Source organism: Brakhagea baltica, assembly GCF_052161605.1.
In the GTDB taxonomy this organism is placed as follows: Bacteria; Planctomycetota; Planctomycetia; order Pirellulales; family Pirellulaceae; genus JBKCUI01.
Map to the genome: position 1 here is coordinate 5,844,803 of NZ_CP197409.1, position 19,085 is coordinate 5,863,887.

General features: G+C 48.7%; 15 protein-coding genes and 2 pseudogenes. 7 read left to right on the forward strand and 10 right to left on the reverse strand.

Annotated features, from left to right (window positions below):
- Positions 1-583: 583 nt before the first annotated feature.
- The 3 genes and pseudogenes from SH449x_RS22745 to SH449x_RS22755 form a co-directional block, all read left to right on the forward strand.
- Complete coding sequence (locus tag SH449x_RS22745) at positions 584-862, forward strand: UPF0175 family protein (protein WP_482378375.1); 279 nt, start codon at positions 584-586, stop codon at positions 860-862.
- 11 nt (positions 863-873) lie between these two features.
- On the forward strand, positions 874-1,365 hold the full coding sequence (locus SH449x_RS22750) for a PIN domain-containing protein (protein WP_482378376.1): 492 nt from the start codon (positions 874-876) through the stop codon (positions 1,363-1,365).
- Positions 1,366-1,475: 110 nt separating this feature from the next.
- A pseudogene (locus tag SH449x_RS22755) lies at positions 1,476-2,285 on the forward strand (transposase); the annotation flags it as partial.
- A 360-nt stretch (positions 2,286-2,645) separates the two neighbouring features.
- On the opposite strand, the gene SH449x_RS22760 reads toward SH449x_RS22755, so the two are convergent.
- The 5 genes from SH449x_RS22760 to SH449x_RS22780 all read right to left on the reverse strand — a co-directional run bounded on the left by SH449x_RS22760 (position 2,646) and on the right by SH449x_RS22780 (position 6,792).
- Positions 2,646-3,095, reverse strand: a complete 450-nt coding sequence (locus SH449x_RS22760) for a hypothetical protein (protein ID WP_482378377.1) — start codon at positions 3,093-3,095, stop codon at positions 2,646-2,648.
- Positions 3,092-4,108 carry a hypothetical protein gene (locus SH449x_RS22765; RefSeq protein ID WP_482378378.1) on the reverse strand — a complete coding sequence of 339 codons (1,017 nt, stop codon included), beginning with the start codon at positions 4,106-4,108 and terminating at the stop codon, positions 3,092-3,094. Before SH449x_RS22765 ends, SH449x_RS22760 begins: the two co-directional genes overlap by 4 nt.
- A 108-nt stretch (positions 4,109-4,216) precedes the next feature.
- The gene (locus SH449x_RS22770) at positions 4,217-5,011 is read right to left on the reverse strand and encodes a MauE/DoxX family redox-associated membrane protein (protein ID WP_482378379.1); all 795 of its coding nucleotides are present in this window, start codon (positions 5,009-5,011) and stop codon (positions 4,217-4,219) included.
- Positions 5,012-5,016: 5 nt separating this feature from the next.
- The gene (locus tag SH449x_RS22775) at positions 5,017-5,976 is read right to left on the reverse strand and encodes a DUF1559 family PulG-like putative transporter (protein WP_482381849.1); all 960 of its coding nucleotides are present in this window, start codon (positions 5,974-5,976) and stop codon (positions 5,017-5,019) included.
- A 408-nt stretch (positions 5,977-6,384) separates the two neighbouring features.
- A complete protein-coding gene (locus SH449x_RS22780; RefSeq protein WP_482378380.1) occupies positions 6,385-6,792 on the reverse strand; it encodes a hypothetical protein in 408 nt (135 codons plus the stop codon).
- Between the two features lie 185 nt (positions 6,793-6,977).
- On the opposite strand from SH449x_RS22780, the gene SH449x_RS22785 reads away from it, so the two are divergent.
- The 4 genes from SH449x_RS22785 to SH449x_RS22800 all read left to right on the forward strand — a co-directional run bounded on the left by SH449x_RS22785 (position 6,978) and on the right by SH449x_RS22800 (position 13,296).
- Positions 6,978-7,985 (forward strand): ABC transporter ATP-binding protein, encoded by a 1,008-nt coding sequence (locus SH449x_RS22785; RefSeq protein WP_482378381.1) that lies wholly within the window; start codon positions 6,978-6,980, stop codon positions 7,983-7,985.
- 25 nt (positions 7,986-8,010) lie between these two features.
- Positions 8,011-11,604 carry an ABC transporter permease/M1 family aminopeptidase gene (locus SH449x_RS22790; protein ID WP_482378382.1) on the forward strand — a complete coding sequence of 1,198 codons (3,594 nt, stop codon included), beginning with the start codon at positions 8,011-8,013 and terminating at the stop codon, positions 11,602-11,604.
- A 183-nt stretch (positions 11,605-11,787) separates the two neighbouring features.
- On the forward strand, positions 11,788-12,582 hold the full coding sequence (locus tag SH449x_RS22795) for a biotin--[acetyl-CoA-carboxylase] ligase (protein WP_482378383.1): 795 nt from the start codon (positions 11,788-11,790) through the stop codon (positions 12,580-12,582).
- Positions 12,583-12,636: 54 nt separating this feature from the next.
- The gene (locus SH449x_RS22800) at positions 12,637-13,296 is read left to right on the forward strand and encodes an SGNH/GDSL hydrolase family protein (protein ID WP_482378384.1); all 660 of its coding nucleotides are present in this window, start codon (positions 12,637-12,639) and stop codon (positions 13,294-13,296) included.
- A gap of 36 nt (positions 13,297-13,332) precedes the next feature.
- Here SH449x_RS22800 and SH449x_RS22805 read toward each other — a convergent pair.
- The 5 genes and pseudogenes from SH449x_RS22805 to SH449x_RS22825 all read right to left on the reverse strand — a co-directional run.
- A pseudogene (locus tag SH449x_RS22805) lies at positions 13,333-13,584 on the reverse strand (kynureninase/PvdN C-terminal domain-containing protein); the annotation flags it as partial.
- Between the two features lie 18 nt (positions 13,585-13,602).
- The gene (locus SH449x_RS22810; protein WP_482378385.1) at positions 13,603-14,583 is read right to left on the reverse strand and encodes an aminotransferase class V-fold PLP-dependent enzyme; all 981 of its coding nucleotides are present in this window, start codon (positions 14,581-14,583) and stop codon (positions 13,603-13,605) included.
- A gap of 121 nt (positions 14,584-14,704) precedes the next feature.
- Positions 14,705-16,282: a hypothetical protein gene (locus SH449x_RS22815; protein WP_482378386.1), complete on the reverse strand. Its 1,578-nt coding sequence runs from the start codon at positions 16,280-16,282 to the stop codon at positions 14,705-14,707.
- A gap of 60 nt (positions 16,283-16,342) precedes the next feature.
- The gene (locus SH449x_RS22820; protein WP_482378387.1) at positions 16,343-16,582 is read right to left on the reverse strand and encodes a CDGSH iron-sulfur domain-containing protein; all 240 of its coding nucleotides are present in this window, start codon (positions 16,580-16,582) and stop codon (positions 16,343-16,345) included.
- Between the two features lie 94 nt (positions 16,583-16,676).
- Entirely contained in the window at positions 16,677-19,085 is a 2,409-nt protein-coding gene (locus SH449x_RS22825; RefSeq protein WP_482378388.1) for a PDC sensor domain-containing protein, read from the reverse strand.

A 19,085-nucleotide genomic window follows, 5' to 3' on the forward strand; every position in this document is an offset into this window, starting at 1 on the left:
ACATCTAGATGAACAGACTTCCCGTTAATGGATCGTCCCTGCAATTCTGCTACGAGAGGAATGCAGTGTCTCCGAGTGGTTCCATGGTTGAATCATGCATTGGTCCGTCGGTGGCACTGGGAGTCCTCCACCAAATCTTTCGACCTACATTTTTTGACAGATCATGCTTTGCGATTTCAAACGTCCAGCAGATTCAAGGAAGCCAGCAGATTTAAAAGCTAGTTTGAGACTCTGGGATTCTATCCCTATTCTGAAATAGATTGTGAGCCTCCCTGAATCTGCTGGAGAACCCGGGCCGCTCAATCGTCTCCTTAGTTTATCTCGTTCCGACAACAGGGTATGTCGAAAGATGTAGGGCGAAAAATAGAAGCTCGAAATATGACTGGCACCAAATGACGGGCCCCCAATCGAAAGGAGATTCGGATTGACTAATCGCAGATTATGAGTGGCACCATATTCTCTCTCCAATGGTGAGAACATGGGGAAAACCGATGAGTTAGACTTAGATCGCGTTTAATACGCAGTGCCTAAATTAGGTCGCCTTAATCCTTGTCGCATGGTAAAATCAGGGAAGGAGAAAATTATGACGCTAGCTATAAACCTACCAGGACCAGCAATCGACGCTCTTCGCGAAGTGTGGGGAGATCGGTTCGAAGAGAAAGCTTTCGAGGCGCTGATCATCCAGGGATATCGTGAAAGAGTCTTCAGCGTGGGGCGTGTTGCTACGTTGATGGGGCTCAATACATCGATAGAAGCGGAGCAATGGCTAGCGGATCGTGGAGTCGAGAGGAACATTGGACCCGATGACTTGCACCTGGATGCGTCACTTCTTAGTACGCATAATACGCCCCCCTTCAAGTAAGCCCGCCGCGAATGTCGTTTGTTGCTGTCGTATCTGACACGGGGCCGCTCCACTACCTTGTATTGTTGGAACAAGTAGAATTGCTGCGTCGCTTTTTTGGCGAGATTCAAGTCCCATCGATTGTTCTTGCGGAGTTGAATCATGATAGGACGCCTCCTGCGGTACGAGATTTCGTAAGGAGCAAGCCCTCATGGCTTAAGGAGTGTTTCACTCCACCGCTTGATCCAAAGTATTCGCAGCTTGGGAGTGGCGAACAGGCCGCATTAACCGTCGCCTTGAGCCAGCCTGGATGTCTCCTGCTAACTGACGACGGTGCAGCCAGGCGGGCAGCGATCGCGGATCAAATTCAGGTTGCTGGGACGTTAGGAATTCTTCGTGATGCTGCTGTTTTAGGGCTGGTAGACATTCGTATCGAAATTCAGAAACTGAAGGAACGAACGAATTTCCGGGGTACCAACAAGTTGTTCGACGCACTTATCAAACAGGTTGATAGTTTGAAATAGGGAGCATTTCAAATGGCAATTTCAAATGGTGCCATCCATATTTTGATGACAGTTTCCCACACCTCCGGTATCGTTCCGGATATGTCGCACTAACCAAAAGGATTCCCATCATGGGTAGACTACTACGAACAGAACAATTCAGGCACGACGAGATCGCAGTGGTCCTTTGTTGTCAGCGATGTGTCCGCCGGGCATTCTTAGCCGGAATCGATGCCGTTTCAGGGGTCGATTACTCCTACCGCCGAGAATAGATACGACGCAGATTCGAAGCCCTTGCTTCTGTCTTCGCTATCGATATTCTCTCCTTTGCGATTCTTTCTAACCACCTACGAGTAATTTTACGCAACCGCCCCGACATGCTGGCAAATCTCTCCGACGAAGAGGTCGCTATCCGCTGGCTTCGCGTTTTCCCTGATCGCAGAATGGAAGAACACTTGGCTGAACCATCGCAAATCGATGTGCAGCGGGTTCTTGCTGACACGGAGATGATGGCCAAGATTCGGACGCGGTTGTCGGATATTTCTTGGTTCATGCGTGCTCTGGCCGAGCCGATTGCTCGTTTCGCGAACCGGCAAGATGGTTGTACCGGCCGATTTTGGGAAGGACGCTTCAAAGCCCAACGTATCGTCGATGACGCAGGTCTGCTGGCTTGCGCCATGTACGTGGACTTGAATCCAGTCCGGGCTGCTTTGGCCGAGTGTCTTGAGAAATCGCAACACACGTCGGTCTACGATCGCATCGAAGCGGAAAAGGGAAAGCAGATTCCTTCGGCGGCATTCGATTTAATACCGATAACGCACGAGGAGTCGGTGGCTCAGCGTGGCAAGTCTCTGGCTGAGCAACGCCAGGATCACAAGGCCAAGAAGAAGGGAACGACCAAGCGGGTGCCACAAGATAGCTGGCTGGCACCTTTGAGTCTACGATAACTTCTCTGACCGCATCGTTGTAGATCTTTCGGCCAACAAACACCTTGTTGGAAACAGAATTAAGGATAGGCTCCGATAGCAGTCTCACAGCATGCTTTCGATGGTGACCCGTTACCGCTACAAACTCGTTAAGAATTCGAGACTTGTCCTTCTTACTTGCGCAAAGGTATCGTTCACGAATCACTTCGACCAACTCGGCTTTAGCTTGCATTTCCATGGCGAAACTCCGCGATTGGGTAACATCCTAATGAGGAAACCACAATCGTTCGGTAGCGCTTTCAATGAGTCAATGCGCGGCTCAAAAACGGGGAATTCTAATTGTCGCTCTATAATTAAGGCATGGGTACTCAGCTATTACCGATCAACCGCGTTTCCAGTTATAGCCAATGGATGACTTCGAACGCTATCTCCTAATGAGTAATGTACAAACAGACTTACATCAATTGGGCCTGGTTCGTAGGGAGACTTAAACTCCAGTTTCACCGTCTCGCAACCGCCAGAACCAACCACAAACGGATGAAAATCCACAGCCTCCACACACCCACTTCGACCACAACTTCCAACAATGCCGAGGACACGAATTGAACGAGAATTTGGATTGGTAATTCCCAACTCTATCATCGAATTCTCCAGTATTGGAAAATCCAATTGTACAAGGTCCGATTGGTCAAATTGTAACGGGAGCGTTTTGCTGACTAGTTGAATTTGACCAATCCAAATTGCAATAAGTATAATAACAATCCCAAGCGAACCGCAAAACAGAGGAGCATACTTAAAAATCAAGTGATTGTGCATAGATTTCATGATAAGTTCGCTCTTCTTCGAAGATAAATGCCGAGGGCAAGGAATCCTGATCCAGAGACAATTCCAACTAACCAATAAGGAATCGGATACCCCCGCATAGTCGTTCCTTCAGGCTCAGGAATCCCGTAGTGGCTTAATGTGAATTCCTTGGTTGTATTTTTATTGAATTCGATGTCACTTAGTTTTACCCAAATGTCCGGCGAAATAGAGGTTTTTCCACTATAAAGCGTTTTCGAGCTGAATCGAAACTCGCTCGGAAACCAGGTAGCCGAATGAATCTGGTCGTTCGCGTACTTTACATCGACTATATAGGTCACAACGACCGATGACGTCGGTCGGTCTACGAGCTCATAGTGTTGAACTTCGCCACGTTTACCAAAGACAACCGTTGCGCTTTCATGGCCAAACGGATGTTCCGGTGGAAACTTGGCTTCCACGATTTGAGTATCGACCGTGCCTTCGCCAGTGCGAATGGACGTCTGTATTCCGTCTTTTTTTGAAACTATGTCGATACTCGATACATCAAATACTCGAATTGGTGAATAAATCGACATTGCATCTGTCGCAGAGAAGGAAAAAAAGACTGGATCTTTCTGTAAATTCTCTCGCCTGACATTATCCAGCTGTACTACTAAGTCTCTCAAGACATATCCCTCATTTTCTTCTCGTATATCGACTTGAAAGGAGTATTGCGAATTGCCAACTTTGACTCCTTGACTTGAGTCTGATCCAGATGATCGCCAAGTTGGCGATCTTGTGAACGAGAATGCGCCATTACTCGGAAAAGCCTGGAATGAAGCTACACGCCCCATAAGAGCAATCGTCCCTTGAAACTCAACCCCGCGAGGATCGATTCCTTCAACTCGACATCTTACGTTCTGTAGCGAGTCTAGATAGTTCGCCGTAAATCCATCAACCCGCTTCGCTAGAAGGTCCAGATCTGACTCCTGACCATAACCCGAAGCAACGCAAAATACGATCGTAAAAAATGCATAACTTAATTTTCGACACATTTCCATTTCATCAAAGTCCTTAGGTTTGCTGGCTGATAAAATTGGCCCGAATCCAGGAGGATTCGGGCCAACTAAACAGATCTTCGTAGTGCTGCAGTTAGTAGCAATTTACAACGCCACCTCCTCGATTGCACGTCTTGTCGCAGGACGGAACGTTACATGGCGATTCAGTACCCTTACAAGTTGCGGCGTTGGTCGTACAACAATCCGGACGATCGTTTGAGACCCTTTGGCGACTAGAGCTGGTAATCCTCCCACTATAGTAGCGCAGGTGCAGTTAGTTTTTCCGCCCCAAATATTTAGATCCCTATCCGAGATATTCTTGAGTGGGATCGATACTTCTTTTTGTGAGCCCAACTCAATTAGACCCAAATCAATCTTCTCGGGTGACAATATGAGTTGTGGTGCAAAATGAAGTCGTCCTAGTTGTCCCAGAATCGCGACTAGACAAAGGCTCAGACACAACGGAATAGTCCAGCCAATCTTTCCAACGCTCAACAAAGAACGTAAGCCCGTCCAGTGCGTGGCACGGAGTGCATAGGCGGACGCCAACAAAATTACGATATTCAACCCGAGGGTGAAAACTGGTGAGACCTCAATGTTACCAAAACAACCGCAACTCGACTTCCCTCGCCAAATTGCGTACAGATTTGACGCAACTGCGAATAGAAAAAATATTGCACTTGCTAATAATGAGAGAGGCATACGAATGCGCGATAAAAGCCATAAAGCAAGTACCAATTCAAGTTGGATAATCAGGACATTGAAAAAAATTTCCAAACGAGTCACTGGAATAGTTAGCCAAACCATCGCCCAAGCTTTGGCGGCGCATGCACTAAGGAGAACGAGAGCGATTACGACGCTTATCTTGCGCTGTGCAGGTGTAGATTGGTTCGACGCCACTGGTTTTACTCTCCTTGAGCAACATCAGAGTTCTGGGCTGTTGCAAGGGCGACAATCGTTGCAGCATCAACGTTCTCGCTAATGCTTCTGACAGCCCCATCCGCAAACGCGAAATTGACCAGTCCCAGATGACCCGAAAACGGCTCTCCGTATTTATTCGATAGATTCATCGAGCGACTTCCATCAGGTATGACTGTTCCCACACGAAACCCCGACCAAGCGAACAAGTAGGACTTGGTCGACGCTCGACTTGAAGACTGTAGGGCGTTTGATGGGTTGTTATCTATCAGATAGCTGAACGAATCGGTCGCCCCAATATTAATCGAAACAATCGATTTCTTAAACAGCCGAATTCCATCACCAACACTTTCCCAAAAAAGAAACGTGTTGGATGTGCCGTCCGTGACCTCACCTAGTCTGCGTTCCTTTACAAGATTATCTACTCGCAATCGAATTGTTCCAAAATACGGCTTGTTATTAACGTACGCGCCGTCATTTCCCGAGTAGTCACACGCTTTAGCGTTTACCCCAGTTACCGCGGGCCCTGAAAATCGATCAGACAAATCCGTAAGTAGCTCTGAATCTAACGTGCTTGGGCATTTAAGGATGACTAACGAGCGATCAATGTTCAGACGGTTCGGTTGAGAATTACTAGGCACCGACTTGATGAACGCCTCATAAAGTGCGTTTTGTTCTAAGTACGGCAGCATCTTAACAAACAGTCCAACATCACTCCTATACTGCCCCGACGCAGGATGTGCATTCATTGTGGGGCCAGGCAGGTGGCGATGCGCCGATTCGAAATTGATTGCTGCTAGACCTAACTGCCTTAGATTCGACTGGCAGTGCATTCGACGCGCAGCTTCACGCGCTGCTTGAACTGCAGGAATAAGTAAGCCAGCTAGAAGTCCAATAATCGAAATGACTACCAACAACTCAACGAGCGTAAAGGCAGGTCTAATCAATGATGTAGCGGAACAAGAAGAGTTGCTCACACTTTGGCTATACGGAGATAAGAACGCGTTGATCTGTTGATCTGTTGATCTGTTGATCTGTTGATCTGTTGATCTGTTGATCTGTTGATCTGTTGATCTGTTGATCTGTTACTTTTTCCCGCAAAATGAACTCCTTCGGGCTGCTCGGACAAAAAAGGATGCTCAGATCGACTTAGTTGTAGCGGATTGGTTTCTGTCATGCAAGAAAATTCCACGTATTTTTAGTAACGATTTCTTCTTAGTGTGGGACGGTGATTCAACAGGCTGTAAGTCTGTGTCAGCTACGTTCTTTGCGTTCCATGCTAATGCAAGCTGACCTTGATGACCTCGGATCGGGATCGCTTTATCATTTCATGGCTGGCGATTGCCAGACCATTCTTACAATGTAGCGTGACACACGAACCCAACTTGATCTGCTTCTTGCATTCGGATGGCCCATGAAGTGCGTTGTGTCTCGTCGTGGTCGATTCCGCAGCCTTTTGCACTGAGGAAGGATAGTGTTTTTCGTATCGGGTAGCCGTCGGCTTTGCTGCCGGCAGGACCCGGGACTCCCCGGTTGCTGGAGACCTGATACCAAGCTCGCCGAAGATTCGTCGGAGAGACTATCAACTCCATTAGTGCATCCTCTGGGGACACTTCTAAGGCTGGCTTGTCGGTGGACGCTGGATTAATCCGTTCCGTTCGGAACAGTTTTGCTTTGATATCAAGTTTCTGTTCGTAACCTCGCAGTTTTGACGAGAAGGCGACTGGGTGGCGGATATTGCCTTTCGGATATTCTGTCGGCAACGACAAACCCAGCGTTTACGCACACCTTCGCGGGCTTCTTTCCTACGGTCGGTCGCCCTTCCGCAGTTGCCCTCATCCAGTACTTCTGGTTGTAGTGATTCTCGGTGGAAGGGAACTCATCGGTCTGTTTTGCCCAGGCTTCAAAATATTCGGTGACAACATCTCGGCGAGATGATGAAGAAAATATGGCAATCGATGAAGTATCGAGACCCGAGAAGATCGACAGAGAGATAGAAAATTTTAACACATCCCCAATAATCTGCGAGTCTGATCGAAAGATTGGAGTTGAGTTCCTGAAGATCGCCCAATTGCCCCTTACCGAGATCCCTATGCAACTGACGATAACCGACTTGACCAAGACGTATTCGGGCGAGGTCCGTGCGCTCGACAATATCTCTTTGACCATTCCCACTGGCATGTTCGGGTTGCTAGGACCTAATGGTGCGGGTAAGTCGACTTTGATGCGAACGATCGCTACTCTGCAGGATGCCGACCAAGGCTCTATTTTCCTGGGTGACATTGATGTTCTGAACAACAGAGCAGAGGTGCGGCGGTTCCTTGGCTATTTGCCACAGGAATTTGGCGTGTATCCTCGGACCAGTGCTGTAGCTCTTCTGAGTCATTTAGCATGCCTAAAAGGTGTCGGAGATAACGCCCGACATCGTCGAGAGATTGTTGATGCGCTGCTTTTTCGAGTGAATCTATTCGATGTTCGCCACAAATCGGTTGCTACCTACTCCGGGGGGATGCGGCAGAGATTCGGTATCGCACAAGCGCTGCTTGGGGATCCCAAGTTGATCATAGTCGACGAACCTACAGCAGGTCTCGATCCAGGTGAGCGTAATCGCTTTTACAATCTACTGTCAGAAGTGGGTGAAAGTGTTGTCGTGATTCTTTCAACACACATTGTCGAGGATGTCAAAGAACTATGCCAAAACATGGCTATCATACATCGTGGGCAGGTCAAATTTCATGGTTCCCCTAGCTCAGCAGAATCCTCGATGAGTGGCAAAGTTTGGAGCCGCTCTATGTCGAAACAGGAACTGCGGGATCTTAAGGGCCATAGTGTCCTCTCCACCAAACTCATCGAGGGACGACCGGTTGTCCGCGTGTTCAGCGAAGTAGATCCAGGCGACGGTTTTGTAGCGGCAGAACCAAATTTGGAAGATGCTTTCTTCTTCCATATCCAATAGTACGACGAAGCGCAAGGAACCAGGTATGTTGGAATTTTTTCGCTTCGAGCTTCAGTATTGGCTTCGTGGATACATGGTCTACATATTCACGGGGCTCATGGCGTTTATGTTTGCTACAGCAACATACTCGGACAATCTACAGATTGGGGGGGCGATTGGGAACACCTTTCGCAATGCACCCTTCGTCATTCAGCAGTATTATGCAATCGCTGGACTGCTAGGTGCCTTAATCATTACCACCTTTTTTGACTCGGCGGCATCACGTGATTTTTCCACAAAGTTTGCCGATGTTCTCTTTACCAAACCGATTCGAAAATGGGATTATCTCATCGGTCGTTTTCTTGCCGCCAGTTGTGTTGCTTTGCTTCCTATGCTTGGGATATCACTCGGGATCATCATCGCGGGCTGGCTACCGAATCGGGACTTGGACAGATGGTGTGACGTCCACTGGTTAGCTCACGGACTGTCTATTATCTCATTTGCCATTCCTAACATTCTTTTTATTGGAGCAATCGTTTTTGCGATAGCCACTTGGACTCGCAGCACGCTCTATTCCTTCTTGGCAGTTCTGGGGCTTTTGGTGGCTTACAGCGTCGCATTGTCCCTGGTGAGTGAGCTTTCTAACGAAACATTTGCAGCTCTGGCAGACCCCATGGGAGCAACAGCTTTCGGCTTGGCAACCAAGTATTGGACGCCAGATCAACGCAACACATGGGCGCTTCCACTGAGTGGCTGGCTCCTTGCGAATCGTATGTTGTGGCTTGCGGTATCTGCCGGTGTTTTTTCGATCGCTGGCTGGCGGTTTCGATTTGAAACTGTAGCTAAGAATATGAAACGATCGAAACAAAACGTGCTCGCACCCAAGAGCGTCGCCACGACTCATGGCAGCTTGGACTGGCCCGTATCGATGCCGAATCCGAGATGGCTCACTCAGTGGTTCTCCTCGATTCGAATGGAGGCGTGGCTCGTACTGAAGAGTCCAGCGTTTGTCATAATATTGTGTTTTTCAATGCTCAACGCTGGGTTAGCGATTTTCTTTAGCGCGACTGAGGGTTTTGGCGTATCATCGTTGCCCGTGACATACAAAATGGTTGATATTGTTCGCGGCAGTTTGACTGTTTTTGTGATCGCTATACTGGCCTATTTCTCGGGTGTTCTGGTCTGGAAAGATCGCGATAATCGTATCCATGAAATATCCGGTGCGGCTCCCGTTTCCAATAGCGTTCTCTTGCTGAGCCATATCTTCTCCTTGATGGCTATTGTCCTCACCATCCATACCATGGTGATTGGGCTCTGCTGTCTTGCACAGTTGATCAACGGCTACACGCGATTTCAATTTGGGCTTTATTTCGTAGAGTTGACAGTAATCGATGGTGCTAGGTTCTTTTTCCTGCTCGTCATAGCCCTGGCTGCCCACACGATCTCTCCCAATAAATATATTGGCTACTTTGGTTTTATTGGATTTGTCATCGCCAATAACTTTGTCTGGCAATTGCTCAGGGTAGAAACCTTGCTCGTTCGATTCGGACGCTTTCCAAGCTATACATATTCCGATCTCTTTGGCTTTGCCCCCTATACATCTGGAATTGTCTGGTTCGTTGTTTACTGGGGATTTGTTTCGGGATGCCTACTCTGGTTGATTGCCGCTGCATTACATCGAGGAACACCTAAGCGATTTTTCGTGCGCCTGAGATCGGGACTGGTATCCTCCTCCACGTCCTCGAGAGCTCTTTTTGCAACCATGCTCTTGGCTTCTATTTGCACGGGTGGCTGGCTGTACTACAACACGCAAGTCCTCAACACTCTCCTTGGCAGCGAGGAACTCGAAAAGCGCCGAGCCGATTACGAAAGACAGTATTCATCTCTTGCGGACACTCCGCAGCCGAAAATATCCAAGGTGCGTTACGAAATCGATCTCTATCCGAGTGTACTAAATATGGAGATGCGAGGCACGTTGACTCTGGAGAATCGCTCTGGAACGACTATCGAAATGCTCTACCTTAATACCGCCCCGACCTATGATACCGAAATCTCGATTCCGGGGGCTTCTATAGTTAATAAGGACGATCGGCTTTCCGTGATCTCATGGCAGCTTGATCCGCCGATGGAACCAATGGAAAGTCGTGAGATGAGGTTTGTTGTCCGAACCAAGAATCGTGGTATCGAAAATCAAGTCAGCGATACGTCGATTGTACAAAACGGTAGTTTCTTCAACACATCGATCGTGCCCAGTTTCGGATACAATCCCAACCTTCGCATTTTAGATCCGATTCGACGAAAGAAGCTTGGTTTACAAGAAACTCAAGCGGTTCCAGATCTAACCCGAGAATGTGGCCCACTTTGTCTTACGCACTACATTGGTAGTGACGCAGATTTCGTCGATGTTGAGACGGTTATAAGCACATCGCCAGATCAGATTGCTGTCGCTCCAGGATCGCTGATCAAGAATTGGACCGAGGGGGAGCGAAAATACTACCAATACAAACTGGACCATCCCTCTCTCAATTTTTACTCGTTTATTTCGGCTAGATACGAAGTGGAGCGAAGCAAATGGGGCGATGTCGAGGTCGAGGTTTATTACCATCCCGAACACCGATGGAATGTACCTGGGATGGTAAAAGGGGTTCAGGACTCACTCTCGTACTGCTCGAAAAACTTTGGGCCTTACATGCACAAACAAGCTCGCATTATCGAGTTTCCTAGGGTCGCATCGTTTGCTCAAGCGTTTCCCGGCACGATGCCCTATTCTGAGAGTATTGGATTTATTGCCAACCTGAAAAAGCCTGACGACATCGATATGGTTTACTACATCGTATGCCATGAGATTGCCCATCAATGGTGGGCACATCAAGTGATTGGAGCGAGAATGCAGGGGGCTACCTTGTTATCGGAAACTCTAGCGCAGTACACCGCCCTGATGATCATGAAGAAAGAGTTCGGCGAGGATATGATGCATAAATTTCTCCGCTACGAGATGAACAACTACCTCCGTTCTCGTGGCTTGGAGAGGATGAAAGAACGCCCTTTGCTAAACGTCGATCCGAACCAAGGCTACATCCATTACCAGAAGGGTAGTTTAGCAATTTACTACCTCACGGAGATGATCGGCGAAGATCGCGTGAATGCAGCACTCAAGGAGCTGATTGATGCTTATGCCTACACAGGCCCCCCTTATCCGAACTCCTATGAATTGATCGATCGACTCAAAAAGCATACGCCGCCTGACCTACAGTACTTGATCCGAGATCTATTCGAAGAGATCACAATTTTTGATAACCGAACACTTGATGCGACGGTTACAAAGATCGGCGATTCGCGGTACCGCGTCTCACTAGAGGTAGAGTGTCACAAGTGGAAAGCGGATGAGAAAGGGCGTGAAACAGAAACGGATATGGACGATTGGGTTGAGGTCGGTGCCTATGGAAAACCTGCCAAGGGAAATCGCTACGGCAAACTGCTTCACAGCGAACGACATCTCTTAAGCACTGGCAAGCACCGTATTGAGTTTGAGACTGAGGATTTGCCCTATCAAGCGGGTATTGACCCAAAGAATCTTTTGATCGACAGAATCGCCGATGACAATTTGAAAACGGTTAGGGTGGAAAGCGACAAACGTTGAATTCCGCCGAAGAATATCGCGCGGCGATGAAGGAAATGCTCGGCCCGATGGCCAACTTTGACTTGCGGCCCTTTGATTGATCGGCAAGCCTAATGTACAGTATGCTGTTGCAGATCAACGCCTTGCTGTCCGCCGTCTATTTTTGTTTCGGAACCGAATTTCGCTTTTGTAAGCTGATCGTTCATGCATCCTATCCGCGAAGCTCGTGTCCGCTCTGTTTTGGAGGAGATCAAATCCAGCCAGCTTTTCCAAAGCGTTCAGTGGTTCGATACCATTGATTCCACCAATCGATTTACCAAGGACTCGATCAGAACGGGTACTTTTCCCTATCCGGCCCTTGTGGTGGCGAACCAGCAAACCTCTGGCGTTGGCCGGGGAAACAACAAATGGTTCTCTCCCGACGGATGCTTGATGTTTACCCTGGCTTTGCCATTCAAGCTGGGAGAAGGGTTGCTCCCTCTGCATATGGGCTTAACAATCGTAGAAGCAATTGAACCACTGCTGAACGCACCTCCTAAGATCAAGTGGCCTAACGACGTGTATGTCGCAGACCGCAAAGTGGGGGGCATTTTGATCGAGGTCGTCACATTGGACCAGCCTGTAGCAATCGTCGGTATCGGATTGAATTGCCAAGTGGATTTTTCTGGAGCACCCCAGGATGTGCAATCACGTGCGACTAGTCTACATGAGTTTGCTTGTGTACAAAAACCTGAAGAATATTCGCCGGAGTCGATTCTATTGCGAATTATCAGCAAATGGTCGGAGCTCGAGCCTGATCATGACGCCAATCGAGAGCGATTACTCAAGATTTGGCCCCAGTACAGTTTACTCGACGGCAAACAAGTGTACATCGAATCTGCAGGGGAACAAATTCATGGGTACTGCAACGGAATCACCGAAAGCGGGGCACTTCAAATTATCGATACCAACGCTCAGAAACGAAGTATAATCGCAGGGACTGTACTCTCTTTCGAGTAGCAGTGCAACGCGTACGGAAAACTGCTTTCCATTTGGTGTTTGGTGGGATGTAACATGATTCTAAAAGTCCTGATCTTTGCGTTCTGCCATTGCTTTGTTGCAGACGAAAGCGTTCTTGCTCTCGGAGACTCCTATACGATTGGTGAAGGGGTACCGGAGAAGGGTCGTTGGCCTGTGCAACTGGTCCAGAAGTTAAATGAGAAGGGACGCAAGTTCACGGCTCCCAAAATCGTCGCGAAGACGGGCTGGACAACCGACGAATTGCAGGCAGCCATCGCCGAGACCGAACTCGCCGAGCAATACGATTGGGTTACATTGCTTATCGGAGTGAATAACCAGTATAGAGGCCGAGATGTCGAGGAGTACAGACGACAGTTTCAAGCCTTGCTCCAAGTTGCAATCAAGAAAGCTGGCGACAATCCGCGGCGCGTTGTCGTACTCAGCATTCCGGACTGGGGCGTTACTCCGTTTGCAACGAAACGCGGTCGTGACCCGAAGCTAATCGCCGAGCAAATCGACCAGTTCAATTCGATCAACCACGATGAGTCAAAGAAGGGGATGGTTCACTATGTGGACATCACCCCCATGACCCGCGAAGCGGCGAACCAACCGGAAAAATTCCTCGTAGCAGATGAATTGCATCCTTCGACAGAGATGTACGAAAAATGGGCCAAGTTAGCTGCTGAAGTCATCCTTTTGGAAAAAGAAGAATGATCCGTTGAGGACGAACGCCAGCCCGAATCATTCGGGCTACGTGACACCCTGTCGAGTTTGTGGAAACTTGCTAAAGGTCCCTTGGGTCACTGATGATTCTAATGCCGAGACCGCTTGTTCGATCTCTGCTCGCAAAGTGTAGATCGGGGTGATACCGAACCGAATAATATCGGGATCTCGAAAATCCGGAATGACTCGATACGTTTTCACTAAGTCCTGAGTGATCTGCCACGCATTTACATGACGTAGCGAAACATGGGAACCAGATTCTTCTTGCTTTCGTGGTGTTGCTAGATCGAAACTGAGTTATCGCAAACGTTGATCGTAGAGTTCGAAAAAATACTCCATCAATCGCCAGCCACGATTCCGAAGGGATTCGATTCCGGCTTCGCACATCAAATCGACACCGGGCTCGACAGCTGCCAACGACAACATAGGCGGAGTACCTACAGCAAAGCGTTCTATACCGGGGTGCGGCTCATAGGCGCTTCCGAAATCAAACGGACTTGCAGCACCAAACCATCCTGGAATGGGATTACAAAGCTTCGAAACCCAATCTTGACGCAACATCAGAAACGCAGGCGCACCAGGGCCGCCATTCAAATACTTGTACGTGCACCCTACGGCGGCATCGACCTGTGCAGCTCCCAGGTCAACAGGTATAGCACCTGCACTGTGACTAAGATCCCAGACGACAGGCGTTCCATGTGAATGGGCGATGCGTGTAATCGTTGGTAAATCGAAAGCGTAGCCGGTTTTGTAGTTCACGTGCGACAAGCAAACCAAAGCGGTATCGTCGTTCACCTCGTTAGCGATAGCCGAATTAACTTGCTCGTGCGTTGCATGATCCAGCGCGATGGGTCTTAAACGTAGACCAAATTGCTTGCACAGCCCATCCAGCACGTATAGGTCAGTCGGAAAGTTAGCTGCATCGGTGACGATAGTATTCCGTTTTCCACGATGCTGTAAGAGTGCCCATACCGCCTTGTATAAGTTGATCGATGTGGAATCGCAAACCAGCGTTTCTCCCGGCGCGGCTCCGATTAAGCTGCCGATCTTATCGCCAAGTCGCTTTGCAATCGGCAACCAGGAGTCATTCCAGCTACCGATTAACGATTTTCCCCATTCCTCGGAGACGACTTGATTCATTCTCGCTGCAGTCGCCTTAGGGAGTCGACCTAGAGAATTGCCGTCCAGATATGCGACACTCGGATCGTCGATTACAAAACGATCTCGAAATGGCGCGGAATCCAAATCGGTCACTTCTGGTAGGTCAAATTCACCCATGCAAGGTCCAATTCCTGAGCATAACTGTCGCTGTAGAAACCGACATCGTACCAGGAATTGATGGAGAGACTAGACGACAGTGTCGTCTAGTGCTCCTTTATCGATGATGCGAGTTGGCAGGCTAGCAGACGATGCTATATCTCAAGCCCGCTTGGCCGCATAGTACAGGTTCAAAAGGAAAGACCACTGTGATACGTGAATCATTCATCCGGACATCGACGGGCTTGTTCATGAATTCAGAATCGACGGATCGAACGATTCTGGTCAGCCAATCCCATCCCTTGTGGTCCTTGCTATCGATTCGGTGTGAAAATCCAATCTCAACTAGACTCCCCTTGATATCGACTTCAACCGAAACATTAAGAGTTGTATCTTGTGTTCGATAGATCAACTCAGCTAGAGCGTTGACGATCGTATTGGGCAGATACAGAAACTGTGGATTGTCTACTCGACTCGTCACAGACAGCTTTTGTTTGACGCCTGGTCGATGGAACTGTGTTAGCGACTGCTCAAGCAATGAATGAAAATGGTCTGCCTCGAACAGAGTTGATGATTTAGGCATGAACTCTTGATGTTTTGGATGGTGCTTGGGAAGCGGATGAAATCCGTTCGTATCGAGGCTAATCGTTGCAATCAGACCAAACAGGGAGAGGATCGGTGCAGAGTTGATCGTGATCTCACGAAACAAATCGTCTTGTACGGAGTTCATGAACAAGAACCCTTGGATTTCGGAACCTCTTCCTAAGGCCAAACACAGCCCACTGCGTAGACCTTGGTCGGAGATCAAAGCAATCGAACGTTGCGCCGGCTTTCCTTGAGCTGCAAAGGACGAAAGTACTCGCTCGCAATCGCTGAAAATGCGAACCGTTCCAGGCTTCATCTTGAAAAGTGAGCCTTCCGGGTTAACGAAGCAGGAGTATCCTTTTACGAGAGCGTTCTCTGGGCAACGCGCACTTATGCTCGCGTCCAAAATAACGAGTTGGTTTCCCCCGGCGACCCTCCCCGCGAGACAAACACGGTCGACTTGATTAAAGAATTTATGATTCCTTAGCACATACATCAACCTACCTGCTGGATGGGCACAGTGCGAACCGCTAGCCAGATCTTCAGCTAGACTCGCTAGTTGGGATACAATCCACGACTCTTCCTCAAAACATTGATCCAAGGAATCGAGGCGCGCGTTGCGATAGACTTGCAAATCTCTGTGTTCAGTCTGAGCTTGAGGAACACCAGGGCCGGATGTGAGCTCTGTGGGAATCGGACTTGCGTCGAGACGCATCGGTGAACTGACCTTCTCACTCGGCAGCGCGAAATGAGATTGCAAGTCTCCGATCGTGCCAGTTGCATCTTCGTTCTCAAACGCATTCGAACCCGTAACCGTGTCCCTGATCGAAACCAATGCGTGAACCAATGCATTGATCTGTTGCGATGATATGGCTTCCGAAGAGACGATCAAATCCATAGCGGCAAGTACAACATTACATTGCTTTACTGCTCGTGGATACCCGAGAAACGATGCCTCGGTCGCAACTCGTTTCACGAGGTCGATTGCTGTCTGGCTGTGAGGTTGAAGCTCATCCCAGTCCTTTAGTTCGGCGAGCGAATCCCACGCTTTCAAGCGAGCGACAAGCTCTTGGGAATAGCTTCGATTGGGAATATCACCATGGGTCACATCGTCACACGTTAAATTCGTATTCATGGGAGATCTCGGTTTTGATCACGCGAATGGATGGAAACAAATTTCAGAAACTAGCTACGCTTATTCGTCGCTGATGTCATCATCCTCATCGTCATCTCCTCCCGCCTTGTTATGCTTTCCATCGCAGAATGGCTTGTTTAGCGACAATCCACAACCACACAGAACGTGCGATTTCTTTTTCTTATCAGGGCACAAAGGACGTCCATACTTATCAACAATATTCACGTCACCCTCGATAATGATTGGCCCTTTCGGGTTGCAGCAGATCTTGGTTGTACACGTTTCACAGGAATTTGCCATGATTGTCATTCTCCAGTCAATTGAGCGACGCGCGTTCTTTCGAATTCATCCGTCTAGGGAACAGAAATAGAGTACAAAACTGGTTTAAAACTGATTAAAAAAGAGGTCTAAGGATATGTGCCGACCACCCCAATCCCTGGTACTCGCGATAGCCTTTGCTGCGCGACGAGCCCATGATGTAGATATGATCGCCCAATCTCAGTACCCCAGATGCCGATTGACCAGCCGTTAGTTCACGATGTTCAAGCGGCAATTCTGGTGTAGCCCCCAACGGAACAAGTTGAGGATCCGATGTCTCAATCACCTCAAAATTGCGGCTTGCATAAAATGCAACGCAACCTTGAATCCGTTTTCCGTTTCGATCTTTCGGTAGGCAGGTTTTTAGAATCTTTCCTGATTCCGTTACCCAATCGAACAGACTGCCGAGGACACCGACGACCTCACCATCGCGAGCACCGTTTGCACGGACTGCTCCCGAATAGATCAAAGATCGCCTAGAGCCTCGCTCCAGGTCAGTTTCGCCGACATCCTGTACTGCATATTCACCAAAGTTCTTGCATCTCATCGACTTAGTGAACCAAGGATGATCGGCGACCCTAGCGTCTTTGATATCAGGTATGAGTTCCGGATTGGACGCTGCGAGTACCCTACCCATGCGGTTAGCAAGAACTAGATTGCGATACATGGAGTAGCTACCGTTGATGTCTCTTAATCGGCGGCTAGCCGCTTGAAGATTCTCGTCAGAAGGTTCCACAAGTGCTTGCCAAAGATATTTATCTGTTGCCCACCAGCGTATGGCTGCGGAACGCTCAAACAGATTCCTGTCTATCAGATCTATCGCTTGTTTCGAGAACGTCTCGAGCGTTTGTAAATTCAAACGCAGCTCACCGAAGGCCATCTCTCTCAACAACTCTTCCATCTTGGCCGTTGCAAAATCGCCGGTTTCCGTGATTCTCTCGAAGACAGGTCCGAGCGCAACGCCTCGCTTTCCTAGCTTCGAAGCGAATACAATTCCGTTCAGCGATATTAGCTTGATCGACTGCTTATCATCTTGAACTTTTACGTAGGTGTCTTTGTTGATCTCGGGAATTAGTCGAGATCTCATGAGTTCGTCTGGGCTGATACCATTAATCTGGCAATTGGACTCGCTCGCGAAAATCTCGTTGCTAGGAACAATCAGGTGCGAACTCCAGCCTAACCCTGCATAGTCAAGATAACCGTCTGACATTGCCGAAAAGATCGCGGAATCCTTACCCTCGATGCTGGCATAGCTACTGATCGTTCCACCCGGTGTCAGTTTTCTGTGGCCCCGTGGCAGGTGAGCGTAGTGACCGACGGCTATGATGTTCGGATCACTCGAACCGACGATACGTCCATCGCTATCGGTGAAAAACGAGTACCAGCCTTCGCGGGTGTCTCCGTCTTCAGAGAGGGGCATATAGTCCTGGAGAATGATCCGTGCTTCTTCAGCGAGATCAAAAAAAGCCCCCATGACACCAACGCCTTGATCTCCTTTGCTAGCGCTTTTAATTGATGTGCTGAATACGAGACTGTCTCCGGAGTCGATTAACGAACCGCTCGTTTTCTCGATGGCGTAATCATTCGTATCGCCCGTATCCGTCGCTCGGTTGAACCATTGCTCTTCTTTAACGGATCGTCCCAGAACCTTGGCTCGTCGCTTAGCATTGGCATTGGCTACCACGATACCGTCAACTGTTGTGATGACCAAGTCTCGGTAAAGCGTGTAGGAGCTGCCAATATCCTCTAGCCTACTGCACGCCAAAGCGACATGCTGATGGGACTCCTCAAGGTTCTTGGTCACCTTCTGGAGCATGGTGAGTGTGCCTTCTTGGCTCTTCCCCTTCCCGAGTTGGTCCGCCAAGGCGTCAACCTTTTGCTTAAACTCCTGGTAGGTATCCATATTAAACATCAGTTCCAGTTTTCGCGACTGGTAGCTTCGCACATCGTCCACGTACTGGCTGATGTCTTTCATTGTCCAATTGGTTTCCAGCGTCGGGACCTCAAACGCTGCCTTGGATGCATCAAGAAACTCGCCCATCTCGTAGAGCTGTTTTTCCAGAACACGGCTAATCTTATTCACTCTTTCCAGCGCGTCGACAAACACTGTTTCAACCGCCCACGACATCACGTCGCAGGTACGTTCGAGCAATGTCCGATCGATCAGATTGATTTTGATGTAAGCAGTGGTGCAGTAGATTGACTGACAGAAATCTTCTTTTGCAGCGTAGAATTGGTCGAATAGATTTTTCGTACCATCGTGTAGTTCTGCAGCAAAGGTTTCCACTCGCTCCATAAGATCGGTGATTTGCTCCTGCTCTGTTGCGGTTTCGCTAATAGCAGCAGCGGTGCATTTACCTTGATTGCAGATCGGTGAGACACCAATTAGCTCATTGATGATCTTTTCGTAGAACTCACGATGATCGTTGGTGATCAACGAGTTGAAGATACTGAATTTGTTTTCTGCTTTTTGATCGACAATCAT